This is a genomic window from Calidithermus timidus DSM 17022 (assembly GCF_000373205.1).
GTDB classification, from domain to species: Bacteria; Deinococcota; Deinococci; order Deinococcales; family Thermaceae; genus Calidithermus; species Calidithermus timidus.
In genome coordinates, this window is record NZ_KB890697.1 from 1 (window position 1) to 25599 (window position 25599).

General features: G+C 63.0%; 27 protein-coding genes and 3 pseudogenes. 12 read left to right on the top strand and 18 right to left on the bottom strand.

Annotated features, from left to right (window positions below):
* A partial coding sequence (locus B047_RS18210; protein ID WP_040779647.1) for a hypothetical protein occupies window positions 1-229 on the bottom strand: 229 nt, incomplete at its 3' end.
* A gap of 238 nt (window positions 230-467) precedes the next feature.
* On the opposite strand from B047_RS18210, the gene B047_RS0109055 reads away from it, so the two are divergent.
* Both B047_RS0109055 and B047_RS0109060 read left to right on the top strand, forming a co-directional pair.
* On the top strand, window positions 468-758 hold the full coding sequence (locus B047_RS0109055; protein ID WP_018466641.1) for a hypothetical protein: 291 nt from the start codon (window positions 468-470) through the stop codon (window positions 756-758).
* A complete protein-coding gene (locus tag B047_RS0109060) occupies window positions 758-1216 on the top strand; it encodes a hypothetical protein (RefSeq protein WP_018466642.1) in 459 nt (152 codons plus the stop codon). Before B047_RS0109055 ends, B047_RS0109060 begins: the two co-directional genes overlap by 1 nt.
* Before the next feature lie 110 nt (window positions 1217-1326).
* Here B047_RS0109060 and B047_RS0109065 read toward each other — a convergent pair whose 3' ends face one another.
* The 10 genes and pseudogenes from B047_RS0109065 to B047_RS16600 form a co-directional block, all read right to left on the bottom strand.
* A complete protein-coding gene (locus B047_RS0109065) occupies window positions 1327-1629 on the bottom strand; it encodes a hypothetical protein (protein ID WP_018466643.1) in 303 nt (100 codons plus the stop codon).
* A gap of 746 nt (window positions 1630-2375) precedes the next feature.
* Window positions 2376-3059, bottom strand: a complete 684-nt coding sequence (locus B047_RS0109070; RefSeq protein ID WP_018466644.1) for a hypothetical protein — start codon at window positions 3057-3059, stop codon at window positions 2376-2378.
* Window positions 3060-3068: 9 nt separating this feature from the next.
* Window positions 3069-3602 carry a hypothetical protein gene (locus tag B047_RS18215; protein ID WP_211209145.1) on the bottom strand — a complete coding sequence of 178 codons (534 nt, stop codon included), beginning with the start codon at window positions 3600-3602 and terminating at the stop codon, window positions 3069-3071.
* A gap of 16 nt (window positions 3603-3618) precedes the next feature.
* Complete coding sequence (locus tag B047_RS0109080; protein WP_018466646.1) at window positions 3619-6222, bottom strand: S8/S53 family peptidase; 2604 nt, start codon at window positions 6220-6222, stop codon at window positions 3619-3621.
* A 15-nt stretch (window positions 6223-6237) separates the two neighbouring features.
* Window positions 6238-6414 (bottom strand): hypothetical protein, encoded by a 177-nt coding sequence (locus tag B047_RS18150; RefSeq protein WP_018466647.1) that lies wholly within the window; start codon window positions 6412-6414, stop codon window positions 6238-6240.
* Between the two features lie 138 nt (window positions 6415-6552).
* A complete protein-coding gene (locus tag B047_RS16585; protein WP_052606090.1) occupies window positions 6553-6897 on the bottom strand; it encodes a DUF5615 family PIN-like protein in 345 nt (114 codons plus the stop codon).
* Window positions 6876-10403: an ATP-binding protein gene (locus B047_RS0109095; protein ID WP_018466649.1), complete on the bottom strand. Its 3528-nt coding sequence runs from the start codon at window positions 10401-10403 to the stop codon at window positions 6876-6878. Before B047_RS0109095 ends, B047_RS16585 begins: the two co-directional genes overlap by 22 nt.
* A gap of 159 nt (window positions 10404-10562) precedes the next feature.
* Window positions 10563-10961: a Holliday junction resolvase RuvX gene (ruvX, locus tag B047_RS18410; RefSeq protein ID WP_052606092.1), complete on the bottom strand. Its 399-nt coding sequence runs from the start codon at window positions 10959-10961 to the stop codon at window positions 10563-10565.
* Between the two features lie 207 nt (window positions 10962-11168).
* A complete protein-coding gene (locus tag B047_RS17610; protein ID WP_084784977.1) occupies window positions 11169-11555 on the bottom strand; it encodes a DHHA1 domain-containing protein in 387 nt (128 codons plus the stop codon).
* Window positions 11556-11570: 15 nt separating this feature from the next.
* A pseudogene (locus tag B047_RS16600) lies at window positions 11571-12055 on the bottom strand (transposase); the annotation flags it as partial.
* Between the two features lie 480 nt (window positions 12056-12535).
* Here B047_RS16600 and B047_RS0109120 point away from each other — a divergent pair.
* The 10 genes and pseudogenes from B047_RS0109120 (at window position 12536) to B047_RS0109160 (ending at window position 21520) form a co-directional block, all read left to right on the top strand.
* Complete coding sequence (locus B047_RS0109120) at window positions 12536-13669, top strand: ROK family transcriptional regulator (RefSeq protein WP_018466652.1); 1134 nt, start codon at window positions 12536-12538, stop codon at window positions 13667-13669.
* 36 nt (window positions 13670-13705) lie between these two features.
* The gene (locus B047_RS0109125) at window positions 13706-14941 is read left to right on the top strand and encodes an ABC transporter substrate-binding protein (RefSeq protein WP_018466653.1); all 1236 of its coding nucleotides are present in this window, start codon (window positions 13706-13708) and stop codon (window positions 14939-14941) included.
* Between the two features lie 69 nt (window positions 14942-15010).
* A complete protein-coding gene (locus tag B047_RS0109130; RefSeq protein ID WP_018466654.1) occupies window positions 15011-16135 on the top strand; it encodes a carbohydrate ABC transporter permease in 1125 nt (374 codons plus the stop codon).
* Window positions 16132-16944, top strand: a complete 813-nt coding sequence (locus tag B047_RS0109135; RefSeq protein WP_018466655.1) for a carbohydrate ABC transporter permease — start codon at window positions 16132-16134, stop codon at window positions 16942-16944. Before B047_RS0109130 ends, B047_RS0109135 begins: the two co-directional genes overlap by 4 nt.
* 161 nt (window positions 16945-17105) lie before the next feature.
* On the top strand, window positions 17106-17867 hold the full coding sequence (locus tag B047_RS0109140; protein ID WP_018466656.1) for a sugar phosphate isomerase/epimerase family protein: 762 nt from the start codon (window positions 17106-17108) through the stop codon (window positions 17865-17867).
* 161 nt (window positions 17868-18028) lie between these two features.
* Window positions 18029-18730 (top strand): annotated as a pseudogene (locus tag B047_RS16605) (c-type cytochrome); the annotation flags it as partial.
* Between the two features lie 72 nt (window positions 18731-18802).
* Window positions 18803-19069: pseudogene (locus B047_RS18415) on the top strand (c-type cytochrome); the annotation flags it as partial.
* Between the two features lie 15 nt (window positions 19070-19084).
* Window positions 19085-19567, top strand: coding sequence for a hypothetical protein (locus B047_RS0109150; protein ID WP_018466658.1), 483 nt, complete (start codon window positions 19085-19087; stop codon window positions 19565-19567).
* Window positions 19568-19603: 36 nt separating this feature from the next.
* On the top strand, window positions 19604-20248 hold the full coding sequence (locus tag B047_RS0109155) for a QcrA and Rieske domain-containing protein (protein ID WP_026234760.1): 645 nt from the start codon (window positions 19604-19606) through the stop codon (window positions 20246-20248).
* A 9-nt stretch (window positions 20249-20257) separates the two neighbouring features.
* Complete coding sequence (locus tag B047_RS0109160) at window positions 20258-21520, top strand: cytochrome b (protein WP_018466660.1); 1263 nt, start codon at window positions 20258-20260, stop codon at window positions 21518-21520.
* A 136-nt stretch (window positions 21521-21656) separates the two neighbouring features.
* Here the strand turns inward: B047_RS0109160 and B047_RS0109165 are convergent, their stop codons facing one another.
* The 7 genes from B047_RS0109165 to B047_RS0109195 form a co-directional block, all read right to left on the bottom strand.
* Window positions 21657-21920, bottom strand: coding sequence for a glutaredoxin family protein (locus B047_RS0109165; protein WP_018466661.1), 264 nt, complete (start codon window positions 21918-21920; stop codon window positions 21657-21659).
* A gap of 64 nt (window positions 21921-21984) precedes the next feature.
* Window positions 21985-23100, bottom strand: a complete 1116-nt coding sequence (ychF, locus tag B047_RS0109170; protein ID WP_018466662.1) for a redox-regulated ATPase YchF — start codon at window positions 23098-23100, stop codon at window positions 21985-21987.
* A gap of 51 nt (window positions 23101-23151) precedes the next feature.
* Entirely contained in the window at window positions 23152-23856 is a 705-nt protein-coding gene (locus tag B047_RS0109175; protein WP_018466663.1) for an adenosylcobinamide-GDP ribazoletransferase, read from the bottom strand.
* Window positions 23857-23914: 58 nt separating this feature from the next.
* Complete coding sequence (locus B047_RS0109180; protein WP_018466664.1) at window positions 23915-24112, bottom strand: C1orf53 family protein; 198 nt, start codon at window positions 24110-24112, stop codon at window positions 23915-23917.
* Between the two features lie 7 nt (window positions 24113-24119).
* Window positions 24120-25190, bottom strand: coding sequence for a nicotinate-nucleotide--dimethylbenzimidazole phosphoribosyltransferase (gene cobT, locus B047_RS0109185; protein ID WP_018466665.1), 1071 nt, complete (start codon window positions 25188-25190; stop codon window positions 24120-24122).
* Between the two features lie 12 nt (window positions 25191-25202).
* Window positions 25203-25370, bottom strand: a complete 168-nt coding sequence (locus tag B047_RS17905) for a hypothetical protein (protein WP_018466666.1) — start codon at window positions 25368-25370, stop codon at window positions 25203-25205.
* Window positions 25363-25587, bottom strand: coding sequence for an AbrB/MazE/SpoVT family DNA-binding domain-containing protein (locus B047_RS0109195; RefSeq protein ID WP_018466667.1), 225 nt, complete (start codon window positions 25585-25587; stop codon window positions 25363-25365). Before B047_RS0109195 ends, B047_RS17905 begins: the two co-directional genes overlap by 8 nt.
* Window positions 25588-25599 lie beyond the last annotated feature (12 nt).

Consider the following 25599-nt stretch of genomic DNA (forward strand, 5'->3'; position numbering starts at 1 on the left):
AGGTGAAGCGAGCGAATAGCGTGGCCCTCCCAACCAGCCCCTCGACAACACGGCTCTCGTGCACGTGCGCAGGCACAAAGGCCCAAGGTCGGAACAACCCCCCCAGGCTCACCACCGCGCGCAGCTTGGCCCATTTCCAAGGATTACCCTGGGCGATGCAGAGGGGCCTGGTATCGATGAGCTCAATCCCCCGATCCTCCCTGGCGGCTAGCTCGGCCCCGTTTCGCACGATCTGATGGTAAGGCTGTACCCGGGCAGTCGCAAGAACAAATCCCGATGATTCTGGGGCACCAGCCAGTACCACACCGACTCACCTAGGCTATGCTGGTAGCGGAGATGGTTTCTCATAGCAATGAAGACCATCTCCCTTTTCTTCACTCCATTTCAAGGTAGCAAACCACGTTATCCACTATAATGAGCCCTAACAAGAGCCTTGCAAAGCGGTAGGCAGCGGGGTAGGAGGCTTTATGTTACAGGTTCTGCTGGTTCTGGGTTTACTTTTGATGCTCTACAACACATACACCGGCTATGTGATGCGGGGCAAAGCACCCGGTGGCATCATTGGTGAGCGACTAACCCAACTCAACTTGTTTATTTTGCTTTTTGCTTTGGGCTATTTGGTAGTGGGGATCCTGACCTGGAGCCAACCGGTTGACACCCTATTGATCATCATAGGCTTGATCTTTTTGTTCGGTGCAATTTTTGTTTTTTTGGTTTTAAGGCTGGTGCAAGCAGTGCTGGCAGCGCTCGAGGGCTAATGCAAATCTACCGGCGCACCGCAAAACCACTCGCCGTACTTCTCGGCCGGGAGGAGCGCCTGATTTATTCTTTATGCCAAGAGGAGATAAGCGATGTGGTTCTGGCCCAGCGCACCAACCTTGCGCTGGATGTTCTGGAAAAGATTCTTGCCTCACTGCTCGAGCTGGGCTTGATTGAAACCGTGGTATCCACAAAGAATTTACCAAGTGAAAATTTGCAATCTGAGCCCAAGACGGCATTGCAGGAACGGCTGGCTGCTACAAAAGCCAAGCTGACTGAGATTCTCGAGGCCGAACTGGGCACCCACGCAAAAAAGTACCTGCCTGAAATAGAAAGCAAGAAAAGCCTGGCAGAGCTTGAGGAATGGAGCTACAAACTGGTACTGAAACTCAAGCTAACCATCAGCCAAAAAGCAGCAGCCACATTGGAAGCCCGCCTTAAGTCTTTGTTCAGCTAGTGGTCTGGTAACTTAATTTCCGGGACTTCTTGCGGCATTGTGAACGCCCAGGGTTGCAATGTGCGGCTCGTTCCGAAGAGGGTAGCATTTAAAAACCGTGGCAGCACCACTCAAACCCGTGGAAGCCATTCCACCAACAGTTCACGCCCAAAAGCTTGCTGGAACAACCTGGCCTGTTGGCGCGCTTCGGACATCTCCACCCAGGGCTCTTCCGAGGCCAGCAGGGTCAGACGCACCTCCTTAGGACCGAGGTCTACCTCCAGACCCTCGACCCACCCAGCCCGGCTGCGCTCGAGGTACTCGCTAATCCGCAAGAGCGTTGCCAGGCGCAGCAAGCGCCTGTTGTTGCCCTCCTGCAATACCGAGCGATACACCCCGGGCCGGGGCTCGCCCTTGCGGTGGTAGCGTACCAAGAACGAGGATGTAGCTCTGGCAGTCCCTGCGCTTGCATAAATTCAATTGCCGATACCCCCGAGAAAGATTAAGGAGTGGGCAAATGAACNACCAATCGAGACGACGCTGGGCTCTAAGAATTTGCCGTGCAGTAGCCCCTTAGTCGAGAGTCTCCTCGGGTGCCGGAGCTCTCATCATTTGCTCAATTTCACCTTTAGGTCGTCGCGCCACATACGATCACTCCGGCCCACTTTATGCCACTTAGCACCCGCCTAAATCCGCGTACTGTCGGAATTCCGCTCGCCTCCGGTTTTTGCATCAGTGCAAATCGCAATTTCACCTATAGGCCGTAGCACTACACATACAACACTTGACAAGGGCAGTACCCCCAGACTGGCCGTGCTGGAAAGGGTCAGGTTGCTGCCGCTGCTCTCGCGCAGGGTATACCCCTAGCGGCACCAGGGCGGGAAAACCAAAACTGCGACAAGGGGTCTCCCGCAGGAGTTGCTGGGCTGCGTGGCTCTTGCCGATGCCCGGCTCGCCCCACAGGGCCAGGGCCAGTCCAGCTCGCTTGAGTACCACACCCTTGAGACGTGGCCGCAGTAGGTCTACCGGCTCTACCCTGGTTTCCGTACTTTCCCGTCTAATCATGATGTGAACCACAGCCTAGCGGAGCCCACGTTATATCCGCGTTACGCTCCGATGCAGAAGCAAAAAAGCCCTTTGCTCCTGCAAAGGGCTCGTTGAAGTGAAGGTTGGCCATCGGCTAGAAGCTCACCCGCACGTCCTTGCTGCCTGCATCGCCATACTCGCCCACCCGCAGCACCAAGGCCTTGACCTCGGTTCCCTTGGGCACCGAGAACACCACCGCAAAGTTCAGGGCTGCCCCCGGCAGCAGGGTGAAGCCGCCGCCGGTGTTGGTGCCACTGGGGCTGTCGTAGGCGATGGGGGGGAACGAGCGCCCATCGGCCCCGGCCAGGGCGGTGTTGCCGGGGTTGTTGGCGCTCAGCGAGGGAGCCACGGTGCCCGACTGCTTGGCATTTTTGAGCACCCCGGTCACCACCACCAGCTCTTCCTCGGGGCTGCGGGGCTGGATGGTCAGGTTGTTCTTGTCGAAGCGGGTGGTGTAGCTTTCCATCCGCTCCACCTTCTGCACCTGCACCCTAAAGAGCCCGGTCAGAATCTGATCTCCCACCTTGCCCTGAAACTGCCCCGCTAGTTGATTGGCTCCGCCTGCAGCGCGAATCTCGTAGCCGCCCGGCACCTTGACCACCGTCTGGCCCAAGGCCTTGGCCACGTCGGCCAGTGGCACATAGGCGGTGCCCTGTACCACGATCACCCGCGTGGAGGCCACCTGCCCGTTCAGGATGAGCCGCTGGGCACTCTGGGCCAGCGCCAACAGCGAGAAGCCCAGCGCCAGTGCCAGGATTGCTTTCCAAAGCTGGTTCATGTTTTCCTCCTACCTAAACTTCTGCACCCGCTCAATGACCGCCAGGGCCCACTTGCGGTAGCTCTCGGGGTCGTTCACACTGCTGTTGGTGAGCAAGAAGGCATACTCGCGGTAGCGGAAGGCCAGGCTAAAGGGCCCGCTCTGGTCGCCGCGAAACAACCCAGCCTCGTCGCCCACCGAGAGGCCCACCCAGCTTGGGGCCCCCTTTCGGATCTCACCCAGCCAGTGCTTGGCCCCTTCGGGGCTGCTGCGAAAGTATTGCAGTTGGGTAACCCCACCGGATGACAGGCTCTGAATGCAGTAGGACATGGGCTGTACCGAGCCGATGGACTGCGCCATGGCCTGGGCCAACGCTTGGCCGCCGCTGCCGCTCATGGGCTTGCCATCCTGCAGGAGACCTTCGTTGCTCATCACAAAGCCCAGCGAGCCCAGGGCGTTGGGGGTGTTGTCGGGGTTGAAGATGCCCATCAGGTAGCAGGGGTGGGGGGCTTTCTGGGCCAGGGCAAAGCCCAGCAGCACGGCTATAAACCAGCATCTACGCATGATTAACCTCCCTTACCTATGGCCCGCCCACGCCCAGTTGCAGGTTGTAGGGCACCAGCGGCAGGCGCACCGAGCCATCGGCAAACTCACCCGTGCGCAGCACCTCCAGCGCATACTCGCCTGCGGGCAGGCTGCTCAGGTCTATACGCTCGCCTGTAGGCCCACCCCCGGGGGTGCTGAAGGGCTGGCCCTCGGCTACCTTGTTGCCGTTCAAGTTGTAAAGGTTGAGGTGAAGGCCCTCGCCCCCGAGCTGAATGTTGCGGATGTCCACGTTGCGCTCGAAGAGGAAGCCCTCTTTTACCCCTTTGAGGAAGCGGTCGCCGGGGTCGCCGGGGTTGATCCACCACAGCTTGAGCGAGCCAAAGATGGTGATCAGGGGGGGTATGGGAGGGCTGAATGCGCCCAACCCAAAGGCGTATTTGCCCACCTCGCCCGCGCTGGCCGAGACCTTGACGGTATAGGTCGCGGTGCCGGCCGGGAAGGTATAGACCGGCAGGCTGCTGCAATCCGGGCCGGTGGAGCCCTCAAACACCTCGTTGTTGCCCCCGTCGAAGATGCGCACCGTGAGCGGGATGTCGGTGGAGAGGATGTTGAAGATAAAAGGCTTGGAGCTGCTGGCGGTGGCGGTGAAGCTGTAGTAGTCCACGTCGCTGCTGGTGTGCAGGGTGGCGCTGTAGCTGCCCTGGCCTACATTGCGGGCGGTATTGCCGGTCTCGTTGGGCTCCAGGGCATCGGGGTCGAGTGAAAAAGGCACTTGCGAGAAGGAGAAGTGATAGGGCAGCCGGGCCAGCGCCGAGAGGGTCAGCAGCGAGTTTCCTGGTGGGACATCCACAATCACATTGCGCCCGTTGGCCTCGATTTTGTCGCTGATGAGCTCTGTGTCGCCACAGCCCGACTCCTTCACCAGCCCATTGCCCAGCCCCAGCTTGCCTAGCCCGTCGGGGTAGTTGAAGATGAAGTTGACCCGGCTGTAGCCAGGAGCGTTCACCCGGTATACGTCCTGGTCGGCCCCATTGTGCAGGCTAAGGTCGTAGGTGGTGCCGGGGGTGGGGGTGCTGGCCTGGGCGGGGGTGTTGTTGGGCTCGAGCCGATCCGGATTCAAGAAATTTCCTGCCGCCTGGAGCACCGCCGCAAAGGCGTTTACGTAGTAGTTCACCTTGGGGTCAGGCGAGTTGTTGTAACCGGTCTGTTGCAGGATGTTCTTGACCTGGTCGGAGGTGAGGGCAGGGTTGTAGGCCCGCATCATGGCCGCGATTCCGGCGATAAAGGGGGCAGAGGCGCTGGTGCCGCCGAAGGTGGTGAGAAAAAGAGGGCCATTGGTGTCATCCCGGTAGACCGCATGGATGTTGGTGGGAGCCCAGATGTCCACGAAGGGGCCAAAGTTGGAATAGCCGATGGCGCTGTTGCTGTTATTTGCCAGTGCCCCCACGCAGATCACCCCGTCCAGTTTGCAGGGAACTGCATTGGCATTCTTTCCATTGTTCCCAGCCGAAGCCACCAGCACCCGTCCCGCAGCCAGGGCATCTTCAAAGGCGTTGTAGAACCCGGTCACCTCGTATGCCACATTGGCAAAGTCACACCACGGGTCTACGTTGCATATTCCAAAGCTCATCGAAATTACATCGGCCCCCCAGCCGATGGCTGCGCGCACCGCATGTTTGACCTGATAGAGATCGGCAGTGGTTTTGAACAAAATGGGGTCGGCCACCTGCCCCCCCGTGCCCGCAGCACCGGTGCCGTTGTTCAACGCCGAGAGGGCCACACTCGCCGCTCCTGTGCCGTGCCAGGGGCATGCACTTCCACCACAAGTCCAGAGGCTGGTTCCACCCGCGTTGTAGTCGCCGTCCACAAAGTCGTACTGAAGGGGATGGGTGGGGAAGTCGGCGCTCAGGCTGTTGCCTGCGCTGTCCAGCCAGAAGCCGCCGTCCAGGATGGCGATGCGGGATCTGCGCGGCACGCCTCTGGCGGCCACAAACTGCCAGGCACGCACCACGTTGGCCTTGCTGCCGGTGTCGCCGAACTCGGCCCAGGCAAAGGCGTTGTTGCTGCCCCCCTCGTTGGTTTGCAGGAGCACGGTATCGCCCGGCGCGTCGCCCTGCCCTACGAAGTTGGCGCTCGCGCCCTGTCCACTGGCCAGGGTGCGGGCTACCAGGGCCATCAGCTTGGCCCCGCCCTCGCTGGAAATTTTGAAGGTGCCGCCCAAACCAGCTTTTTCGGCATCGGCCTTGAAGGTGGACACGTCCAGTTTGGTGGGGTCAATCTTGACCAGGTACTCGGTAGGGGTGGTGTACTTGGGCTCGAGGGTGATGCCCGAACCGGGCGGAGGTGTCGGCACCGCGTTGTTGGAGAGCACAGTTCCGCCGTAGCGGGTTAGAAAATCCTGAAGCTCGCCCTGGTTCTTGGGGGAGAAGATCACCTCGTCCAGGACGAAGGTGGCTTTATTGCCCTGGGCGTCCGCCACCGCAGCCAGTGGGCGTGGCCCCTGGGGGCCGTCGGGGATGCTGGCAGGTTCGGGCTGTAGCGTGGGGTCGAGGGTGTAGTTGAAGGTCACGCTCGGGGGGTTGGTGCGCCCGCAAGCGGCCAGCCATACCAGTAGCAGAATCCAGACCAGATGTTTCATGCATGCTCCTTTCAGCTAGCGCAGGCCCTCCAGGGGCCGTTTGAGCTGGGCCTCGAGCCAAGCCACCAGCTCCAGGGGGCTTTCGAACTCGAGCACCTCTCCCGCGCGCTCGAGACGGGCCTGCCAGGGGTGTGTTTCGTCCGGCGGCTGCACGATGAGCCGGTATTCGCGTTTGCTCTCGTCATCATCCACGCCTCACCTCCTTGCGCAGGCCACCTTAGCAGGGGGGGCGTGGCAAGGGCGTGGCAAAACCCAACTTTGTTACAAGGGCTCAGGGACGCTTATTAGTTTTTTGTTCTGAACGACAAAAGCTATCCTTACGAACCGTTTCTAGGAGACTTCGCCAATCTCAACCAGAGGTTCGCCTGCCGCAAATAGCTTCAGGGCACGCTCGAATACCTTCGATAGCACATCTTTGAGGTTCGTGTTGGAAGTGTTACCCAACGTAATCCACAGCACCTGTGGAGGGGGCCCGTGCAGTTCCAAAAAACCAACAAAATCGCTGTCTTTGTTTATTACGATGGCTTGAGCGGCGCGTGCTGCCTCAAAGATCACCCTATCCGTAGCGTCGCGGTAGCCGAGCCGCTGCACAGAATAGGCTTCTAACCCAAACGTTGCCGTCCAGGCTGGGCATGGCCTCGGCGGCTTTGCCGCTACCCTTGGCCATGAGGCCAGCGCAGATGAACCCTATATCCCCGCTCAAACCCTTCCTTTAGCTCTGGATACCCCTCGAGGCTCTCGGCCATCTGCTTGACTCGTGTTTGCAATAACTGCCTGGCTTGCCTGGCTTTTTCCTCTTGACGGAGCTGCTGGTAGGCGCGTACCACTGCAAGGTGCAGCTCGAGCGATTCCAGCATGGCCACACCGGGCGTGCGCAGCAGTTGGACGGCGGTTTGTATGTCCTGTTTTACGGGTTCACCGAGGGCCAGTCGGGCCTGAAGCTGCACCGCCAGCAGCCGTACCTGGAAAGCTGGCAGAGCGGCTTGATGGGCAATGGCCTCGAGGGCTTTTCGGGGTTGGCCCAGCATCAGCCAGGAACGGCCCATTAGCCAGAGTATGCGGTCGTGGTCGTTGTGATCGGCCGCTGTAACCTCCAGCAGGGGAGTTAGACGGGCCAGGGCCTTTTCGGGGTGGTTTTGCATTAGCTCATAACGGGCGAATTGCGCCTCGAGCCAAAGCTCGAGCTCGCCCAGACCCGCAGAATCAATCTCGCTTCGGGCTTGCTCGATCAGGGGTAAGGCGGCGGGGCTGCCCAGATCCAGGTAGTTTTCTGCCAGAGCTATCTGTCGCCGGATTCGAAGCTGGGTCATTCCGAAGCGCTCGGCGATCTCGAGGGCCCCCTCAAAACATTCCAGGGCCTTTCCTAGCTCGCCCTTGGCCCGGTATACCACGCCCAGGTTGTTGAGAAAGATACCCTCCAGGCGTGGGTCTTGCGGTTCGCGGGCCAGGGCCAGCCCACGCTCAAGATGGGGCAGGGCGGCGGCTAGCTGCCCGGACTCGAACAGAAACTTGAACAGGTTAAGCAAGATGCTTCGCTCCAGAACCCGTTCGTTCATAGCCTGAGCCTCGGTACGGGCATGCTCGAGGGTTTGAATGGCCCCCATGGTATCGCCCTGCAAACCCACCAGCAGCCCCTGCCGCGAGCGAGCCTCGAGCTGCCCTGACCGGTAGCCCGATTGCAGATAAAAGTCGAGCGCGGCCCGGGTGTGTTGATGGGCCAAATCCAGATCGCCGCGCTGTAAGGCGCAGGTACAAAGCGCCATGTGAAGTCGCCCCTGCTGCACCAGAGCCGGTGCGTCGGATGATGATGGGAGGGGCGCTTGCAAAGCCAACCTTAGGCGGGGTTCTGCCTCGGCCAGCCGGCCCAGAGACATGAGGGCCAGTCCGGCCAGGTGGTGGGCTTTTATAGCTACCGGGGTATCTACATTAGACTGCAACACCCCCTCAGCCTCGGCCAGCGCCTCCCTATAGCGCCCGCAGAGCAGGTGGTGCTCCGCCCAGCCCAGCCGGGTTTCGGCCTGCAAGGCGGCCTCCCCCAGGGCCTGGGCCAGCCGCTCCATCGCGCCCAGCGCCTCGGCCCAGGGGGTGCGTTCGTCCAGGGTCTGCCAGAGCCGGGCCCGCTCGCGCTGGATTTCGTAGGCCACCCTGCCTTCCGCACCGTCCGCAAGGGCCATCTGGTACTGCTCTAAAGCCTCCCGGTGGGCGTAGACCCGCACTGCCGCCTCGGCAGCCCGCAGGCGCCAGGGGATGGCTTCCTGGGGCCGGCCGCCCTCTTCCCAGTGTTCGGCCACCCGGGCCGGGTTGCCGCCCTGGCGGGCCAGGCTCTGGGCCAGCTTGCGGTGCAGGAGCTGGCGTCGCTCCGGGCTTAGCCCTTCGCGCACCGAGCGCCGCACCAGCTCGTGGCTGAAGGCATAGCCGGTGTCTTGGCGGTGCAACAGGTCGGCGGCCAGGGCCTGCTCCAAAGCCTCCAGGCTTTCCCACTCCGAAAGCGCGGTGGCCCCCCTGAGTACCTCCAGGCTAAAGCCATCCCCCGCCAGGCTGGCGGCCTCCAGAAGCCGCCGGGGTGCAGCCCCCAGCCCCTCTATGCGCCGCCACACCGCTTCCCGCACCGAGGCGGGCAGGGGCAGCTCGCGGTAGTCGGTGGTCTCCTGATCGTAGGGGGTGTGCCAGCCCTCGGGGCCTACCTGCAAGGCCCCCGACTCGTAGAGCGCTTTGAGGGTTTCCAGCACAAACAAGGGATTGCCCCCGGTGGCCTGGTAGAGCCGCTGGGTGAAGCGGATGGCCCCCGAGGCGCCCGAGAGTGCGCGCACTAGCCGCAGCAGGTCGGTCTCGGAAAAGGGTTTTAGCTCAACCAGCACGGCCTGGCCCGCCTCGACCTGCTCTCGGATGGTTCTCAGGGTGGCCGGGTCGAGCTCCTCCTGGCGGAAGGCCACCAACGGGCGCAGCACCCCCTCGGGCAAGAGCCGGGTCATGGCGTAGGCGGCCACCTCGAGACTGGCGGCATCGCGCACAAAATGCAAATCGTCGGTCACGATGCTTCTCACCCCCTGCCGCCCCAGGGCCCGGATGGCCTCGGTGAGGGCCTCCAGGAGCCGCAGCTTGCCTTCCGGGGTGGTGATGGGGGGCGGGGATTCGTCGGAAAGCTCGGGCACCAGCCGGGAAAGCTCCCGCCGCACCCAGGGGGCCAGTTCCAGGCCCGGAAACTGAGCCAGCGACTGCCGGATGGCCCGGCTGTAAAAGGCATAGGGGATGCCGCTATCGGAGGGCTGGGCTTGCAGGAAAACAAAAGAGCCTTGGTGCCGAGCGAACTCGAGCAGCAGCCGGCTTTTCCCCACCCCCGGCGGCCCCGCCAGGTAGAGGCCCTGCCGGGCCTCCCAGGCCGCCTCCAGGCGGGCCCACTCGGCCTCGCGCCCGATCAGAGGGGGGTTCAGGGCCAAGCCGGTGGGGGTTGGGGTGGGCGAGGGGGGTAGGGGGGGCCGCAGGGCGCCCTGGGCAATCTGTTGGGCCAGTTCCAGGGTCTCGGGCAGGGGGTCTAGATGCAGTTCTCGCCGCAGCAAAGCCCGTAGCCGCTCGAAGCGCTCCAGCGCGGCCTCCCGCTCGCCCAGCAAGGCGTGCAGGCGCATGGCCTCGCGGTGATGCCGTTCTTGTAACTCGTCCTCGCGTAGCAGGGTGAGCCGGGCGGCCAGGGCCCCCCGCAGGTCGTGGGTGGCCTCGAGCCTCTCGGCTTGCTGTTGCAGGGCGCTGCGATAGGTCTGGCTCAATTCCTCGCGCTTTTGTTCGAGCCACGCTTCAAACCCCACTGCGCCCGCAAGTTCCAGCCCTTCCAGCAAAGGCCCCCGGTAGAGCTCGAGGGCAGCAGGGAAATCTTCATGCTCTACGGCGGCTCTAAACGCGGCCACGTCGGTCTCGAGAGGTTCTAGGCCGAGGGTGTCGCGTTCGGTGTGCAGGGCTTGAGCCAGCGGGGTGTGCCGCAGCCGGTTGAGCTCGCGCCGCAGGTGGCCCCGGGCTGCGGTTTCGTCCTGCTCGCTCCAAAAAAGCCCTGCCAGCTTGCTGCGGGGGGTGGGGCCCTCCAGGGCCAGGTACGCCAGCAGCCCCAACAGCTTGCGGGTGGGCAGCGCCAGCGGTTTTCCTGCCTGCTCTACCGCAGGCGCTCCCAGCAAGCGCAAACGAACCCCGGACATGGCTTGTATTCAGGGTAGCCTATACCACGGGGATGCACTACATCAAGAAACGCAGCCACCAGTCCTTCCCAGACCGTGCCGTCCGAATGGGGGACAACGGTCTTGTGCAGGACAGAAAATTCGTAAGCCTCGAATGGATCGGTCTTTGCGAGGAGCGCTCTATTTGCTTCGCAACACCAGCACCGGCTTGTCCGAGCGGTGCAACACCGCCTCGGTCACCGAGCCCAGCATGAAGCGATCCAGCCCACTGCGCCCGTGGGTGCCCATCACGATCAGATCGGGGTTTTTGGCTTCGGCCAGGATGGCGTCCACCGGCCTAGCCTCGACCAGGGCCAGTCCCCCCTCGGCCTGGGCACTCAGACTACCGTCGGTACGCAGGGGAAGCCCCACCACAAAGCGCTCGGCCCGCTCCTGTTCAGCCAGGGCCGCCAGGGCCTTGAGGTCGGCCTCGAGACCCTGGCGTACCAGATAACCCCGGCCAAAGGCCCAGGGCGAACCGGTTTCGCCGACTGCCAGGCCAATCCGGGCTTCCCCCATATCCAGCGCCAATACCCGCATCGGCTCCATTAAGTCACCCTGTGGTAAACCTGTCAAACTACTCTGCGCCAGCAAAGCAATCAACTACCACCCATTCGTTCTACTCGTGTTTCCCACAAACAAGGCCCTCACGGCGGCCGGTGTTTTGCCCCCAACGCCCCGCTGTTGGGGGTATTCGTGGGAACCGCTCCACGAGGCATTATGTCTGGGGGCTTCCCAGTCGCAGATCTAACCCAGAGCTTGCTCGAGCGCCGCCAAGGCCTTGTCCAGGTCGAATCCTCCACCCTGGGCCAGGGTCTCCTTGCCCCCGCCGCGCCCTCCCGCGGCCTCCGACAGTTTTTTCATCACCGCGCCGGCATCCAGCCCCCTGGCCTGGGCGGCCTTGCTCAGCTTGATCACCAGGTTCTGCCCTGAGCCCACCGCCACCAGGTCGGCTTTGTGCTTATCCAGTAGCTCGTCTGCCGCGCTGCGCAGTGCTCCTGCCTCGAGGCCCTCGAGCCGAACGGCCAGATAGGTGTAGCCGCCAGCTTCTCGGAGCGAAACCCCTGCTGAGCCACCCCCGAGTTGGGCTCGAGCCAGCTCTAGCTTCAGCTTCTCGATATCGTCATTATCTATAACCCAAGTTGCTACCTAAGCGATTTTCTCCGCGATAAGACGGATGTCGTGCGCCAAGACAAAAGTGAGCACCTTCAGGACAAACCCCTCCTGCCTCACCGCGTGGATGCGCCGAGGGAAAAGGGTGTGGGGTAGATTCCCTTCGGGACAGCCTGATGGCTGTACGCTCAGCAGCCTGCTCCCCACCGTCTCCACCACCCGCCGCCCCAGGAGGGCTAGGTACTGCAGCCAAGGCACATACCGCCTGCTCCTCCACTTGCGAATGGGCATCACCTCCTCCCACACGTAGCTCTCATACCCCCGGTCCATGTACAGCGCCTTCCCCTCCTCCACTTCCAGGGGCAGAAGGAAGGAAGAGCTCATGTCGTGCACGCTCCCGGGAGTAAGGGCCACCTCGTGCACGAAGAGGCCATCGTCCACCAACAGGTGCAGCTTGAAGCCGTGGAAGTAAACCCCCGAAAGACCCGCTCCGGGGCTAGCCTGCACCTTTGCGCTCGGAGGATGTAGCTCTGGCAGTCCCTGCGCTTGCATAAATTCGATTGCCGATACCCCCGAGAAAGATTAAGGAGTGGGCAAATGAACCACCAATCGAGACGACGCTGGGCTCTAAGAATTTGCCGTGCAGTAGCCCCTTAGTCGAGAGTCTCCTCGGGTGCCGGAGCTCTCATCATTTGCTCAATTTCACCTTTAGGTCGTCGCGCCACATACGATCACTCCGGCCCACTTTATGCCACTTAGCACCCGCCTAAATCCGCGTACTGTCGGAATTCCGCTCGCCTCCGGTTTTTGCATCAGTGCAAATCGCAATTTCACCTATAGGCCGTAGCACTACACATACAACACTTGACAAGGGCAATCCTGTGGTTTTAGGATCTACTTGGTTCGTTCGCCAAACTTACTAAATCCCCAGATCGTCGAGGTTTGTCGTGCCGCATCATTCTCTTCTGGACCAACAAGCCATCAAACGGCAAAATCGCCGTTTGTTGCTGGAAACGGTACGGCGGCGCGGTCCGTCGAGCCGGGCCGAGCTGGCCCGCGAGCTGGGGCTTACCAAGAGCACCGTCTCGAGCCTGACCCAGGAGCTCATCGGGGAGGGATTGCTCAGCGAGGGCACTTTGCAGACCTCGGGGACTGGGCGCCCAGGCATCCTGCTCGAGCTGCGCCCGCAGGGGGCGCTGGCGCTGGGGGTCGAGCTGGGGGTAAAGAACACCGTAGTGATCGTGCTCGACCTAGGCAGCCAGACCCGGCAGCTCCTCGAGTGGTCTGAGCCTGCTGACACTCCCCTATCCCAGCGCCTGGAGCGCATCGCCCAAAAGATTCAGCAGCACATCCCCCAACGGGAGGATTTTCTAGGTCTAGGCCTGACGGTGCCCGGCGTGGTGCGCGACGACCAAACCCTCAGCTATGCTCCCGGCCCCGGCTGGCGTAACGCTAGGCCGGGACAGCAGCTGCAGCAGCTGCTGGGCCTGCCGGTGATCGTGCAAAACGACGCCAACGCCTCGGCACTGAGTGAAACCTTCTGGGGCGAGAGCCACAGCCCCTTGGCCTACATCATGCTGGGCACCGGCCTGGGCACCGGGCTGGTGGTGGAGGGGCAGGTCTACCGGGGTCGCCATGGAGCAGCTGGAGAGCTGGGGCACTGGAAAAACCACGCCGACCGGCCATGCAGCTGTGGCCGCTCGGGCTGCCTCGAGACCGAACTCTCCCTGCGATCCCTGGAGCTGCACTTCCGCTCGCTCAGCCAGCGTTCTGAGGACTTCTGGGGCATTCTCGAGCTGGCCAGAACAGGACACGAGCACGCCCTGGCTTCCCTGGAGGCCCTGGGCAGCCAGCTCGGTCGCTTCATCGCCAACCTGGCCGTAGCCTTCGATCCGGCGGTGGTGGTACTGGGTGGAGCCGGGGCCGAAGCCTGGCAGTGGCTCGAGGCCCCCACCCGCAAACGCCTGAGCGAATTGGCTTTCATTCCCGAACACGCCTGCTTGCCCATTCGGCCCAGCGCGTTCGGGCATCTAGCTCCGGCTATGGGCGCTGCAGCCCTGGTATTGCAGCGCTTTTTAGCTAATGGAGGCGTCAGGGATGGGAACCCGCCAATCTCCCCCCGCGCCCTTGGCTGAACCGATTGGCAACGGCACGTTTTCGAGGAGGATCATATGCGCAAGTGGCTACTGGCTTTAGCAGCAACCGCCCTGGGCTCGGTATCGCTGGCTCAGGGGAAGCTCGAGATCTTCTCCTGGTGGGCCGGGGACGAGGGACCTGCCCTACAAGCCCTGCTCGACTTGTACAAGAAGAAGTACCCCAATGTGGAAGTGGTCAACGCTACCGTGACCGGCGGCTCGGGCGTCAACGCCCGCGCAGTGCTCAAGACCCGCATGCTCGGTGGCGATCCCCCCGATTCCTTCCAGGTCCACGCCGGACAGGAACTCATCGGCACCTGGGTAGTCGCGGGCCGCATGGAAGACCTCACTAGTCTCTACAAGAGCGAAGGCTGGATGACCCGCTTCCCCAAGGGCCTCATCGACCTGCTCTCCTACAACGGCGGCATCTGGAGCGTGCCGGTCAACATCCACCGCTCCAACGTCATGTGGTACAACCCCGCCAAGCTGCGTGAGTGGGGCGTGACCCCGCCCAAGACCTGGACTGAGTTCCTCAGCACCTGTGCCACCCTCAAGAGCAAGGGCGTCGAGGCTCCGCTGGCCCTGGGCGAAGCCTGGACCCAGCAGCACTTGTGGGAATCGGTAGCCCTGGGCGTGCTCGGCCCCGACAACTGGGCGGCTTTGTGGAGCGGTAAGCTCAAGTTCAACGACCCCAAGGCCATCGCGGTGTGGGACACCTTTGGCAAGGTACTCGACTGCGCCAACAAAGACGCTTCGGGCCTCTCCTGGCAGCAGGCCACCGACCGCGTGGTGCAGGGCCAGTCAGCCTTCAACATCATGGGCGACTGGGCTGCGGGTTACATGGCGACCACCCTCAAGCTCAAGCCCGGTGAAGGCTTCGGCTGGGCCCCCTCTCCCAGCACCAGCGGCACCTTCATGATGCTCTCCGACTCCTTCGGGCTGCCCAAGGGGGTCAAGAACCGCACCAACGTGATCAACTGGCTCAAGCTGCTGGGCTCGAAGGAAGGCCAGGACACCTTCAACCCGCTCAAGGGTTCCATCGCCGCCCGCACCGACTCCGACCTCTCGAAGTACAATGCCTACCTGCAGTCGGCCGCCAAGGACTGGAAGAGCAACAAGATTGTGGGCTCGCTGGTGCACGGGGCCGTTGCTCCCGAATCCTTCAGCAGCCAGTTCGGCACCGTGATGGAGATCTACCTCAGCTCTAAGAACGCCAAAGCCGCCGCCAACGCCGCGCAGGCTATCGCCGACCAGGTGCGCCTGGGCCGGTAAACTATTCATCCCCCTCACCCCTCTCCCCGCTTCGGGGAGAGGGGTGAGGGTGTAAGAAAGGCGACAGCAATGAAGTGGTTGCGCAATCTGGACAGCTTGGTGGCCGTGCTCACCCTTTTACCTTCGGTGATCCTACTGGCCATTTTCGTGTACGGCTTCATCGGCCAAACCATCCAGACTTCCCTGACCAACTGGGGCAAGGACCCGGCCCAGGCCCTGGCCATCAACCCGGTGCTCCAGTTCGTGGGTTTAGAGAACTACAAAGAGCTCTTCAGTGGTTTCATCCACGGGCGTTTCCGCCAGGACCTGGTCAATAACCTCTTCTTCACGGTGTTCTTCGTAGGCGGATGCCTGCTGGTAGGCCTTTCACTGGCGATCATCCTCGACCGCGGACCTAAGGGTGAGGGTTTCTTTCGCACGGTCTTTCTTTTCCCCATGTCGCTTTCGTTTATCGTGACCGGGACCATCTGGCGCTGGATGCTACAACCGGCAGGGGGCGTCAACCAGTTGCCCGCCGCCGTCGGCCTGCCCGAGGGCCACTTCGCCTGGCTCACCAGCCGACAGCAAGTGCTGCAGTTCGACTGGAACCACCTGCCCCTCTTCACCGCCTGGCTCATCGGCCTGATCCTGCTGTGGATCGGCATCTCAGCCCTGCGCAACGCCCAGGCGCGGCGGGGCTGGATCGCCGTGGGGAGCGCGGCGCTGCTCATCGGCTGGGCCATCTTCATCGGGCCCCGGGTGCAGCTGCTGCCCTTCCCCGAGATTCACGGCTTCAACCTGGCTTTCATCGGCATCATCATCGCCGCCATCTGGCAGATGTCGGGCTACACCATGGCGCTGTACCTGGCCGGGCTGCGGGGGGTGCCCGAGGAATTGCGTGAAGCCGCGCGGGTAGACGGGGCCAGCGAGGTGCAGCTCTACCGCCACATCATCTTCCCCATGCTCGCGCCCATCACCCTCTCAGCCATGATCATCCTGGGCCACATCTCGCTGAAGATCTTCGACCTGATCTGGGCCATGACCGGGGTGGACAACGCCCCCACCGAGGTTCCAGCCCTGCTGATGTACGTCACTACCTTCCGCTCGAACAAGATCGCCGACGGGGCGGCCATCGCCACCATCCTGCTGCTGCTGGTGGCGCTGGTGATCGTGCCTTACCTCTACAGCCAGTTGAAAAGTGAGGTTCGGCGATGATCTGGCGCGCTGTTCAGTACGCGATACTTGCCCTGGCGACGCTGTTCTTCCTGTTGCCGGTGTATCTGGTGATCGTGACCGCACTCAAGGAGCCAGCGGCGATCACGCTCGAGAGCACCTGGCAGCTGCCCAAGGTGTGGTACTGGGAAAGCTTCGCCCAGGCCTGGAACGCCTTCTTGCCCAAGCTGCAAAACAGCTTCTTCCTCACCATCATGGGGACGCTGCTTTCGGCCATGCTGGGCTCGGTGAATGGCTACGTGCTCTCAAAGTGGAAGTTCCCCGGTGCCAACATCATCTTCCCCCTGATGCTCTTTGGTATGTTCATCCCCTACCAGGCCGTGCTGATCCCGCTGTTCCAGTTCATCCGCGAGATCGGGCTAGGCGGCAGCCTGTGGGGCTTGATCCTGGTGCACGTGGTCTATGGCTTGCCCATCACCACGCTGATTTTCCGCAACTACTACGCCGAAATCCCCGACGAGCTCGTCGAGGCCAGCCGCATTGATGGGGCGGGCTTCTGGGGCATCTACCGCAACGTGATCTTCCCGCTTTCGATCCCCGGCTTCGTGGTGGTGATCATCTGGCAGTTCACGCAGATCTGGAACGAGTTTCTCTTCGCCGTGACCCTGGTTTCCAGTCCAGCCAACCAGCCCATCACCGTAGCGTTGGCCCAGCTTGCAGGCGGGGAAGCGGTTAAGTGGAACCTGCCTATGGCCGGAGCCCTGCTGGCCGCCCTCCCGACGCTCTTGGTCTACGTCTTCCTGGGTCGCTACTTCATCCGGGGCCTGCTGGCGGGTTCGGTGAAGGGTTGACCGCGGCTTTGCAAAGGCCGACACTCCTCCCCGCGCCCGAAGCTTCTTCGAGAGCCAAGCCGCCCCTGGCACCTCCGGCCTGGAAGGCACCAGGCTGTCGCTCTCCCCGCACTTGTGTGCACAAAGCATCCGGTGCGGTAGGCTAAGGCTGTCAGAGTTTTATGAAGCTCGGTTTTAGCACTGCCACTACGGGACTGGATTACCCACAAGCCTTCGAGCTGGCCGCACGGCTGGGCCTGTTCCTGGAGATCCCCTACGACCTACACGAGATGGACCCCCGCTTACCTTCGGCCCGGCAGCTTCTGGAGATGGGCCGCGCCGCCGGGGTGGGGTTTACCGTCCATCTACCTTTCGTAGACCTCAATCTGGCCAGCCTGATCCCCGACGTGGGCAAGCTCTCCCTCGAGCGCGTGCAGCGCAGCCTGGAGTTCGCCCAAACCCTGGGGGCCCATTGCGGCGTGCTGCACACTGGCAAGGTGGCGGTACGCCAGCCCCTGGCCCTGGAAACGGCCCGCCGCTACCTCGATACCGCTCTGCGGGCCCTGACCCCCCTGCCCATCCCGGTGGCCCTGGAAAACCTAGCCCTGAGCCCTTCCGACCTGCTCCAGGGCCCTGACGAATTGGCCGAGGTGCTCGAGGCTCACCCCGAATACGGCTTCTGCCTCGACGTGGGCCATGCCCTGGTGGAGGGCAAGGAGGGGCAGGCCGAGGTCTACCACCAGCGCTTCGATGGGCGCCTGATCCACTGGCACCTGCACGATAACCTGGGCGATCGGGACAGCCACCTGCCGGTAGGCCTGGGGCGGGTCAACTGGAGCTGGGTGAAGGAAAAACTGCGGGATTTCAAAGGCACCATCGCCCTCGAGGTCACCGGAGGCCAGGGGGGGATCGAGCAGAGCGTGCATTTGCTGCGCTCGAGGTGAGCCGATAGGCGTTACAAAGCCTCGACAAGGGACATTTGACCCCGGAGACTCCCCTAACTTTGAGCTGGACTGGAGTAGTGCCTGAGCGCAGCTCTTGGTAAGCTAGTGCTCAGTGCCCAGTTGCCTCTCCTTCAGGAGAGAACGGCCAGGAGGACTGATTCATGCCTATCGAACGCATCGAGGTCTATCTCAACGATTCGGCCGAGCCCATCCAGGTGCTGCGGCAGCCTCCCTTCAAGCTCAAGCTGGATACCCGCCAGCTCCCCGACGGAGAGCACGTGTTCCGAGTGGTGACGCATTTCAAGGGGGGCGGTTTGCAAGAGCAGCGCATCCCCTTCAAGGTCAACAACCTGCCCGACGTCATGGTGCAGGGCCTCGACGAGGGCGCAGAGGTGCACGGCGATCTCGAGGTAGCCCTGCGGGTAGGCGACCCCGATATCCCCGTGCAGCCCCAGCGCTTCCCCACCACACTCCTCACGGTGGCAGCAGTGCTCATCCTCGGTGGGATCTGGGGCTTCTTCGCCCTTGGACCCTCCTCGCAGAAAATCCTCGAAGAAGTAGCCCCGCCCCCCGGCCAGACGGAAGCCCACGGCGGTGGGGGCACCGTAGCGGTGGACGAAGCCCTCCTGGCCAAGGGGAAAACGGTCTACGCAGCCTGCGCAGGCTGCCACGGGGCCAATGGCGAGGGAGGCTTCGGCCCGGCCCTGGCCGGAAATCAGAACCTCAAGGACGCCCAGCTAATCCTCACGGTCATCACCAAGGGCCGGGGCAACATGCCCGCTCAGTCCCAGCTCTCCCCAGAGGATGTCAACGCGGTAGCCACCTACATCCGCAACTCCTGGGGTAACAGCTTCGGTGGGGTGAGCACCGGCGGCGAGAGCAAGCCCGCCGGGGAGGCTCCTCAGGCCACCGATGCCGCGGCTTTAGCCAAGGAAGGCGAAGGGGTCTACGCCCAAAACTGCGCCGGCTGCCACCAAGCCGACGGCAAGGGGCTGCCCGGCACCTTCCCCGCCTTGGCCGGCAACCAGAATATCAAGGACAAGAACTTCCACATCAGCACTGTGCTCAAGGGTAAAAACGCCATGCCTTCCTTCGCCCGCCTCTCCGACCGCGAGCTCGCGGCCGTCCTCACCTACGAGCGCGTGAGCTGGGGTAACGACTACGGCGCGATCAGCGAGGCCGAAGTCAAGGCAGCGCGCTGAGGCCAGGAGGAGCGTATGTACCGCAACGACACGGTCATTCCCTGGTTTGCCATCCTCTTCGCGGTGGCGCTGTTTTGGATGAGCTACCTGAACGGCCAGCACATCGCCGAGCTGGCCGGGCATACCCCCGAGGAACTCTCGGTGGGCCAGATCGGGCTGATGGCTTTTGGTGCCGTGCTGTTCATATACGGCTTCATGGGGCTGTTGTCCAACTGGCTCGAGGGGGAAGAGCTGCGCCCCATCCGCCACTTCCCCGAACCCAGCACCGCGCCCATGGTGGCCGGCATCATCCTGGTGCTGTTCCTCACCGCCATGGGCGGCTTCTACGTGCGTTTGCTAATTTATAGCGCCCAGACCGGCTACAACCCCACCCACCTACAGGGCGGGCTCTTCGCGGCCATGGCCCTGGTGATCGCGCTGCTCTTGGCGACCTACAAGAAGTTCTACGAGCGCGAGGAAGCCGTCACCGAGGACGAGCACTCGGAGGTGCCCTGGTAAGGCAGCGGGTGCCCCGATCAGGATAGAGGATAAAGCATGGACGAAAGAGAAGCAAAACTGCGTTCTTCCCGCCGCCGGATGGTATTGCAGGCGGCCATTGGTACCGGGATCGGCCTTTCGCTGGTCTCAGCCTTCTACGTCGGAGCCAGCCTCCGCCCCAAGCAGGAGGTCACCCCGGAAAAAGAACCCCCCAAGCCAGGCGACCTGCTGGTCTTCGCCCAGGGCGGCGGCGAGGGGAAGGTGATCACCCTCGACGACCTCAAGCCTGACGCCGCCCCGATCCTGGCTTATCCCATGGACCCCAACAGCAAGGTCGTCAAGAGCGGTGAAGCCAAGAACACCGTGCTGGTGGGTCGCTTCAACCCCAATGAGCTCGATGAGGAAACCCGCAAGTACGCTGCTGAGGGTGTGGTGGCCTACTCGGCCGTCTGCAAGCACCTGGGCTGCATCGTCAGCCAGTGGCAGCGGGTGAGCGGTAGCGCTAAGGAGGTCATGTTCTGCCCCTGCCACGGCGGAGCCTACGACCCCAGGCAAGCGGGCAAGGTGGTAGCTGGCCCCCCACCCAAGCCCCTACCCCTGCTACCGGTCAAGCTCGAGGGGGGCCAAGTGGTTGTCGCCGGCGACTTCACCGACAAGGTGGGCGTGGAAGCCTCCGCACAGGGCTGCTGCCGGATGGCTTAGGAGGGAAGCATGTTCCAGTGGTTCGATGAGCGTCTGGAGATCTCCAGGCTCTACAACAAGTTTCTGCGCAAGGCCTTCCCGGTACACCACTCCTTCTTCCTGGGCGAGATCGCCCTCTTCGCCTTCGTGGTGCTGGTGCTTACCGGCATCTTCCTGACCCTCAACTACGAGCCCTCCATACGCGAGGTAAAGCTCCCCGACGGGAGCACCGTTCCGGCAGCTTACGCCAGCGTGCTCTACATCGACTCACTGCCCTTTGGCGCGGTGATCCGTAGCGTGCACCACTGGTCGGCCCACATCATGGTCGCTGCGGTCTTCCTGCACCTGCTCAGGGTGCTGATCTCCGGAGCTTACAAGAAGCCGCGGGAACTCAACTGGCTCGTCGGTCTGGGGCTGCTGGGCCTGACCATCGTCACCGCCTTTACCGGCTACGCGCTGCCTTACGACAACTACGCGGTGACTGCTACTCGCATTGGTTACGGTATCGGGGCCTCCATCCCCTTCGTGGGCGGGGCGATCGCGGAGATCATGTTCGGCGGTGAGTTCCCCGGCTCCACCCACTCCGTCCCGCGACTCTACTCCATCCACGTGCTGTGGCTGCCGCTGACACTTATCGCCCTCATCGGGCTCCACCTGCTGATCATGGTCAAGCAGAAGCACACCCAGCCTAAGTACGCCGAAAAGGTGGCTCCGGGGAAGATCCTGGGAGTGCCGCTGTACCCTCAGCAGTCGGTGATGATGGGCATCCTCTTCCTGGTTTACCTGGCGGTAACGGTCTTCATCGCCGGGGCCTTCATCGCCCACCCCATCGAGGCCTTCGGGCCGCCCACCCCCCAGACCCCTGCAGTCAAGCCTGACTGGTACTTCCTGTGGATCTACGGCATCCTGCAGGTGATCCCCTCGGAGTGGCAGTTCCGCCTCTTCGGAGCCACCATCGGCCCGGAGTTCATCGGTGGAGTGATCGTTCCGGGTATCTTGGGCGGCGTGGCGGCGCTGCTGCCCTTCGTGGACTCGAGCAAGGACAAGGTGCGCTACCTCGAGTTGCCCAGCCAGCACCCGGTGCGCACCAGCGTGACCCTGGGCGTGCTGATGTTCTTCATCATGACCACGCTCGCCGGCTACAAAATCGACCTCAAGCTCTCCAACGCCGTGCTGTGGACGCTGATTCTGGTGGTGCCCACACTCACGGCGGTGGTGAGCTATGTCCTACTCAAGGCCCTTTACAGCCGAAACTGGGAGCGAAGCCCTGCGGGTCCCCAGGCAGCGGATTAAGAGTAAGCCTCTCACAAATGCCCCTCACAGCCGACTGCGCTGCGAGGGGCTAAATCACTTAGAGCCCCCGCAGGAAGCGTGGATCCGCGCCCTGATGAGAAGTTTTGTTGAGCGTGTGGGGTACTTGGTGTTCGGCTCAGTTCCGAGCGGCCTCGAGCAGTCCCACTTGCTCGAGCCACTCCTGTAGCTTCGCCACCGAGAAGCGGCTCATCGAGGTGACCTGCCCAGCGTAGACCAGCGTGGGGACACTGCGCCGCCCACCGTTGGCTTCCAGCACCAGTCGTTCGCCTTCGGGGTGCTGGTCGATGTTGATTTCAATGTAGCTCAGGCCGAAGCGCTCGAGGGCCATCTTGGTCGCCTTGCAGTCGGGGCACCAGGCGGTGCTGTACATCGTGATCATCGGTTGTAGAGCTTATCGGGGTGCGATGGGATTTATTGTGATTTTTGTGCCAAGCCATTGGCCGTCACACGTTGAAGAGGATGTACATCACGTCCCCATCCTTGACCTCATACTCCTTGCCCTCGGTGCGCACCCAGCCCTTTTCCTTGGCTTGGGCCCAGCCCCCAGCGGCGACCAGCTTATCCCACTCGATAACCTCGGCCCGGATGAAGCCCCGCTCGAGATCGGAGTGGATCTCCCCGGCAGCCTGCGGGGCCTTGGTGCCCCGGCGGATGGTCCAAGCCCGTACTTCTTTTTCCCCGGCGGTGAGAAAGGTGATCAGGCCCAGCATGCGGTAGGCCACCCGCACCAATCGGTTGAGCCCGGATTCCTTCAGCCCCAGCGAGAGCAGGTACTCCTGGGCCTCGGCGTCCTCGAGTTCGGCCAGCTCGGCCTCGATCTTGGCCGATACCACCACCACCTCAGCCCCCTCGGCGGCGGCCCGCTCCCGCAGCTTGGCCACGTTGGGGTTGCTGGCGGCATCGGGCAGGTCTTCCTCGGCCACGTTGGCGACGTAGATTACCGGCTTGGCAGTCATCAGGCCCATCTCGCGGGCGGCCTTAGCAAAGAGTTCGGGCTCGGCAGGTGCGTAGGTGCGGGCGGGATTCCCCTGCGAGAGGTGGGGGAGAAGGGGCTCGAGCACCTCCAGCAGCGCCTTGTCGTCCTTGTCCACGCGCGCGGTCTTGCGCAGCTTGTCCAAGCGTCTCTCCAGCGCTTGCAAGTCGGCTAAGGCCAGCTCGGTGTTGATGGTCTCGAGGTCGTCGAGGGGGTCTACCTTACCCGAGACGTGGACTACGTTGGGATCTTCAAAGCAGCGCACCACGTGGGCGATGGCCGCCACCTCGCGGATGTTGGCCAGGAACTGGTTGCCCAGCCCTTCGCCTTTGTGCGCGCCCTTGACCAGTCCGGCGATGTCCACGAACTCCACGTAGGTGGGGACGATGGGTGGTTTGCGCTCGCCCTTGATGAAGAGCTTGGCCAGCGCCTCGAGGCGCTCGTCGGGCAAGGTTACCACCCCCACGTTCTTGTCGATGGTGGCGAAGGGGTAGTTGGCGGCCAGCGCGCCCGCCTTGGTGATCGCGTTGAACAGGGTGGACTTGCCCACGTTGGGCAGTCCAACGATGCCGACTCCTAAAGCCATACAAGGCAACAGTCTACCCGATAGGGCTTACGTCTTTGCGGCCCTCCCTTTTCAACCCGCCCCGAGCAATACCCCCATCAGCAACCCCGCGCTCTCCCCTACTTCGATCAAAGCCCCGTACACGTCGCCGGAAAGCCCCCCACCCAGCCGACCTGCCGCCCAGCGGGCCAGCAGCAGCATGGCCAGGAGCACCGCCAAAGCCTGCCAGGGAAACAAGGCCAAGGCCGGGAGGGCAAAGAGCAAGGCCAAGCCGATACGGCCTTCCCTCGAGCGCGCCCCCAGCCCCTCCGGCCTTGCCGCCGGATAGAAATTCATGGGTACGAGCAGCACGAAGCGCACGATGGCCGGCAAGACCAGCAGCAGCCACGGAGAAGGCCCCCAGGCCAAAAGCTGCCACTTGAGGAGCAGGTGAGCAAAGCCCACCCCGAAAGCGAAGCTACCCAGGTGCACATCGGAGAGGATCTTCAGGCGATCCCCAGGCGGCTTCATCGCCAGCAGGGCATCGGCACAGTCCAAAAGGCCATCGAGGTGGAGCATCCCGGTGAGACCCAGCCACAAGGCCAGCAACAACGCCCCTTGCAACCCGTCGGGCAGGGCCTGGGTTAGCCAGGCGGCCAGAGCCAGCACCCCACCCAGGCAGTACCCGGCCACGGGGTAAAAAGCCGAAGCCGAGCGCATCTCGCCGGGCCGAACCTCGCCCAGCCTCGGCACGGGGAAGGTGGTGAGAAAGGCCAGGGCTAGCCAGAAGGGGCGCATTCAGCTCCTCTGGGGTTGGGGGTATTCAGTCTTGCCTGCCCAGTCATGCCCGTGCGCCTTACTGCTCTTCGTGGCTTTTTCGCTCGAGCGTTGCTGCCAGACGGCGGCGGATGGCCTCAGCCTGCACCTCTTTGGGGTAAGGGCAGTGGCGGCAGCCCGAGCCGCAGCAGTAACCGCGCCTCAGGTGATAGGCCGCGGTGAAGACGTAGAGCCCATCTTCTACGTAGTAGTCGATGCCCTCCTGCAGCTTCGCCACTTGGCCCTCAACCTCGTTCCACAGCCGTAGCCTGAGCGACTCCAGCCTCCTCAAAGGTGGCCATGCCCGCCAGAACCCGAGCCGCCGAGCGCAGGATGGGAAAAGCGAGCACCGCTCCGGTACCCTCTCCCAGGCGCAGGCCCAGCTCGAGCACGGGTTTGAGCCCCAGGGCCTCGAGCTGCCGGGTGTGTCCGGGCTCGGCAGAGCGGTGACCGGCAAAGAGGTAGCCCTGCAGCGATGGGGCCAGCCTCGAGGCCACCAGCGCCCCCGCAGTAACCGGGAAGCCATCGGTGACAAGGGGAAGGCCGGCCTCGGCTCCGGCCAGGAAGACCCCGGCGATGGCCGCGATCTCCAAGCCGCCCAGCTCGGCCAAGAGCGCCAGGGGGTCGGCCTGGGTGAGCTCGCCCAGCCTGCGCTCGGCCCGCCGAAGGGCTCGTTCGACCACCTGCACCTTATGGCGGTAGCGGCTTTCGTCCACGCCGGTGCCCCGCCCCGTGACCGCCTCGGCGGGGAGTCCCAAGATGGCCGCGGTGAGCGCCGAGGCCGCGGTGGTGTTGCCAATGCCCATGTCCCCTGCCGCCAGCAGGGTGGCCCCCTCCTGGATGGCCCGCCGCGCCGCTCCCATGCCGGCCTGGAGGGCCGCTTCGGCCTGAGCGGGGGTCATGGCGGCCTCGAGGGCGATGTTGCCCGTGCCGGGGCGTACTTTTGCGCCAATGAGCCTTGGATGCTCCTCGAACTCGGCGCGCACCCCCACGTCCAACACCCAGACCTCGGCCTGGGCGACCTGGGCGATCTGATTGATGGCCGCACCCCCCCGCAGGAAATTGCGCACCATCTGGGCGGTAACTTCGCTCGGATACGCCGAAACCCCTTCGGCGCTCACCCCGTGGTCGGCGGCGCAGACGATGACCGCTCCTTTGCCAAGCTCAGGGTGCAGGCTTTGCCCAATCGCCGCGAGCCGCACCGCGAGCTCCTCCAGGTAGGCCAGGGATCTTGGGGGCTTGGTCAGGCGGTTCTGCCGCGCCCAGGCGGCCTCGAGCCAGTGGGTCTGTATGGGTTTGATCTCGGGTAGTCGCATAGGCTAAACCCCTCAAGCGTACACGGTATCGTCGAAGCTCATCACCCCGGTGTACACCAGCGGCGAGAGGGTGAGCGCCTCCGCAGCCCCATGCTCCCTCAGAAGCTGCCTCGCGCGGGTGTGGTGGGGGTCGGCAGGGTTAAGTGCCGAGAGCATCACGTTGGTATCCAGGCTAATCATCCCGCCCCCGCAGCGCGTCATCCTGGGTCTCAGCCCACCAAGCCGTGAAATCGTGCTCCGCGAGCACCTGGGATAAATCGGGGCGGATCACCCGGATCTCGAGCCGCCCCCCCTTGACCACATCCTCTACCCGGTCACCGGGCTCGATGCCCAAGGCCTTGCGGACTTCTACCGGAGGGGTAAGTTGGTACTTTCCGCCAACCACACCTTGCGCCATACGCTTACTATA